Source organism: Streptomyces torulosus (genome assembly GCF_001419765.1).
Classification (GTDB): domain Bacteria; phylum Actinomycetota; class Actinomycetes; order Streptomycetales; family Streptomycetaceae; genus Streptomyces; species Streptomyces torulosus.
Window position 1 is genome coordinate 1 of record NZ_LIRK01000648.1, and the last position, 3905, is coordinate 3905.

Annotated in this window: 3 protein-coding genes; 2 read left to right on the top strand and 1 reads right to left on the bottom strand. The window is 72.6% G+C overall.

Translation table 11 applies throughout. From position 1 onward, the window contains the following. Both AOK23_RS36395 and AOK23_RS36400 read left to right on the top strand, forming a co-directional pair. On the top strand, positions 1–856 hold an 856-nt coding region (locus AOK23_RS36395; protein ID WP_055716785.1), incomplete at its 5' end, for an SDR family oxidoreductase. A gap of 81 nt (positions 857–937) precedes the next feature. Next, positions 938–1177, top strand: coding sequence for a hypothetical protein (locus AOK23_RS36400; protein ID WP_055716786.1), 240 nt, complete (start codon positions 938–940; stop codon positions 1175–1177). A gap of 91 nt (positions 1178–1268) precedes the next feature. Here AOK23_RS36400 and AOK23_RS36405 read toward each other — a convergent pair. Continuing rightward, the coding region (locus tag AOK23_RS36405) for a S41 family peptidase (protein WP_055716787.1) at positions 1269–3905 on the bottom strand (2637 nt) is incomplete at its 5' end.

The window sequence follows — 3905 nt, forward strand, 5'->3', positions numbered from 1 at the left end:
GGTCACCGGGGCCGCGCGGGGCGTGGGGGAACTCCTCGCCCGCAAGCTCTCGGTGCGCGGGGCGAAGGTCGCGCTCGTCGGGCTGGAGCCGGACGAGCTGAAGGGGGTCGGTGAACGCCTCTACGGCGAGAGCGAGTTCTGGCACGCCGACGTCACCGACCACGAGGCGATGGCGCGGGTCGCCGCCGAGGTGAAGGAGCGCTTCGGCCGGGTGGACATCGTGGTCGCCAACGCGGGTGTCGCCAACGGCGGTCCCTTCGTCGACTCCGACCCGGACGCCTGGCGGCGGGTCATCGAGGTCAACCTCGTCGGATCGGCCGTGACCGGGCGGGTGTTCCTGCCCGCGCTCGTGGAGAGCCGGGGGTATCTGCTGCAGATCGCCTCCCTCGCCGCGATCACCCCGGCGCCGATGATGACGGCGTACTGCGCGTCCAAGGCGGGTGTCGAGGCGTACGCGCACAGCCTGCGGGCCGAGGTCGGGCACAAGGGCGTGGGGGTCGGGGTCGCGTATCTGTCGTGGACCGACACGGACATGGTGCGCGGGGCCGATCAGGAGCACGCCATGCGGGAGTTGCGGCAGCGGCTGCCCTGGCCGGCCGGAAAGACGTATCCGCTGGGCCCGGCCGTGGACCGGATCGTGGCCGGGATCGAACGGCGGTCCGGGCATGTCTACGGGCAGTGGTGGCTGCGGGGCATGCAGGGCGTCCGGGGGTATCTGCCGGGCCTGATCGGGGCTTTCGGGCCGCGTGAGGTGCGGCGGTTCGAAGGGCGGCTGCAGGGCGTGCCGACCGGGCTGGTGGGGGCGGGCGGTGCCGCCGACGAGCGGGAGCGCCGGGTGCTCGGTGACCGTGAGTGAGTGATCGAAATGCGTTGAATGTCCGCCCGTGTTTGTCTGGTCGAGGCCCGATCCCCTCACCCACATTGGGAGTGAAACCACATGGGCATGAAGGACCAGTTCCAGGAGAAGTCCGAGCAGCTCAAGCACCAGGCGCGGCAGAAGGCCGGGCGGGCTCCGCAGGAGTCGGAGCGGATGTCCCCGGAGGAGCGTGCACGTCAGGAGCGTGAGCGTGCTCAGCAGCAGCCTGGGCAGCGCGGCCGGCAGCCGCAGGGCGAGCGCGAGCGCGACCGCGACCTGCGTGACGCCGAGGACCGGTTCCAGCAGGACTACGACATCTGAGTCGAGCGTCCGCTGAGATCCTGAGCGGGGCGCCCTCTTCACCGAGGGCGCCCCGTTCTCGCGTCGGCCGCCGGTCCTCGGCGGCAGCTTCTCAGCCGCTAGTCCTCGGCGGCAGTTTCGGGCGGGACCTGTCCGGCACGTTGCCGTAGTCCGGGGGGTTCGCGGCGGGGTGGGACTTGAGGAGATCCAGGGCGAGGGAGACCGCGGCATCGAGTTGGGAGTTGCGGCCCTCGGCCCAGTCGAGGGGGGTGCGGTGGACCTCGACGTCGGGCAGGACGCCCCGGTTCTCGATGGACCAGCCGTACGCGTCGAACCAGGCGGCGTTCATGGGGACCGTGATGACGGTGCCGTCGCCGAGCTGGTGGCGGCCGGTCATGCCGACGACGCCGCCCCAGGTGCGCAGGCCCACCACCGGGCCGAGTCCGAGGAGCTTGAAGGCCGCCGTGATCATGTCGCCGTCGGACGAGGTCGCCTCGTCGGCCAGCGCGACCACCGGGCCGCGCGGCGCGTTGGAGGCGTACGACACCGGCTGCGCGCCCCGGGTGAGGTCCCAGCCGAGGATCCTTCGGGTGAGCTTCTCCACCACGAGTTCGCTGATGTGGCCGCCCGCGTTGCCGCGCACGTCCACGATCAGGGCCGGGCGGGAGACCTCCATGCGCAGGTCGCGGTTGAACTGGGCCCAGCCGGAGCCGCCCATGTCGGGGATGTGGAGGTAGCCGCAGTGGCCGCCGCTGAGTTCATGGACGACCTCGCGGCGTTTGGAGACCCAGTCCTGGTAGCGCAGGGGGCGCTCGTCGAGCAGGGGGACCACGGCCACCCGGCGCGCGCGACCCTCGCCCGCCACCGGGGTGAACGTCAGCTCCACCGTCGTGCCGCCCGCGCCCGCCAGCAAGGGGAACGGGCCCGTCGTCGGGTCCACCGGGCGGCCGTCGACATGGGTCAGGACGGCGCCCTCGCGGATGCCCGTACCGGCGAGCGGGGAGCGGGCCTTGGAGTCCGAGGAGTCGCCGGGCAGGACCCGGCGGACCTGCCAGCCGTCGTCCCGGCGCACGAAGTTGGCGCCGAGGAGGCCCTGGCGGCGCTGGTAGTGGGGCGGGCCCTCGTTGCGGCGGGCGGCGGACACATACGCGTGGGAGGTGCCCAGTTCGCCGAGGACCTCGCGCAGGAGGTCGGCGAACTCGTCCGGGGAGGCGACCCGTTCGACGAGGGGCCGGTACTGGTCGAGGACCCCGTCCCAGTCGATGCCGCTCATGCCCGGGTCCCAGAAGTAGGCACGGATCAGCCGGCCCGCCTCGGCGTAGGACTGGCGCCACTCGGCGGCCGGGTCGACCTCGTGCATGATGCGCCGCAGGTCGATCCAGACGGTGCTGTCGCTGTCGCCGGACTCGGTGGAGGGCACGGCCCGCAGGTCGCCCTCGTCGACGACCACGAGACGGGTGCCGTCGCCGCTGATCGCGAACCAGTCGAGGTGGGAGACGAGTTCGGACTTTTTCGCCTTGCTGATGTTGAAGTACTCGAGGGTCGGGCGCCCGGTCATGTCGTCGGGGTTGGCGAAGGTCTCGCCGAGGGCGCCGGAGATCGGCCAGCGCAGCCAGACCAGACCGCCGCCGTTCACCGGGCACAGCGCCGAGTACTTGGAGGCGGTGACGGGGAAGGGCGTGACCCGGTTCTCCAGGCCCTCGACCTCCACGGTGACCGTGCCGCCGGCATCCTCGTCCTCGCCGGGGTCCATGCCCCCGGCGACCGGGCGGCCGTCGGGGTTGAGGGCGAAGGGGGAGGGCGTGGCGGAGGAGAGCGGGACCAGATAGGGGCGGCAACCGAGGGGGAAGGACAGGTCGCCGGTGTGGACGTCGTAGACCGGGTCGAAGCCGCGCCAGGACAGGAAGGCCAGATAGCGGCCGTCGCCGGTGAACACCGGGTTCTCGTCCTCGAAGCGGCCTCCCGTGACGTCGACGATCAGCCGGTCCTTCAGGCGGGCCATCTTGATCTGGCGCAGGCTGCGGCCGATGCCCGGATGGGACCAGGCCAGCCAGCTGCCGTCGGGGGAGAACGCGAGGTCGCGGACGGGCCCGTTGAGGGACGTGATGATCTCGGTGACCTCGCCGTTGGACTCCTCCGTGGCGTCGAGCAGCAGCAGCCGGCCGTCGTGCGCGGCGAGGGCGAGGCGCTCGCCGGCTGGGTCCGCGACCATCTCCAGGACACGACCCACCGCGCCGGACGCGAGACGGCGGGGCTCGCGGTCGCCGGTGGCACGGGGGAGGTAGGCGATCTCGACGGCGTCCTCGCCGTCGGCGTCCGTCACGTACGCGACCTGGGCGCCGGAGCCGAGCATCTCGGGCAGCCGGACGCGGACGCCGGGGGTGTCGGTGATGGTCCGGGCGGGCCCGTCGCGGTGGGTCAGCCAGTACAGGCTGCCGCGGACGACGACGGCACTGGCCCTGCCCGTCTCGTCGACGGAGAGGCCGTCGACGTGCTGCGCGGCCGGCACCTGGTACGGCCGCCGCCCGGTGAGCGATCCGCCGAGACGGATGTCGAGCCGGCGGGGCACGGCGTCGGGGGCGAGGTCGTCGACGATCCACAGGTCGCCCGCGCACTGGTACACCACCCGGCTGCCGTCGCTCGCCGCGTGCCGGGCGTAGAAGGCGTCGTGGTCGGTGTGGCGGCGCAGGTCGGAGCCGTCGTACGCGCAGGAGTAGAGGTTGCCGACGCCCTCGTGGTCGGAGAGGAA

Coding starts and splice junctions, on each gene's coding strand:
- AOK23_RS36400 (WP_055716786.1), top strand. CDS start 938: ATGGGCATGAAGGACCAGTTCCAGGAGAAGTCCGAGCAGCTCAAGCAC.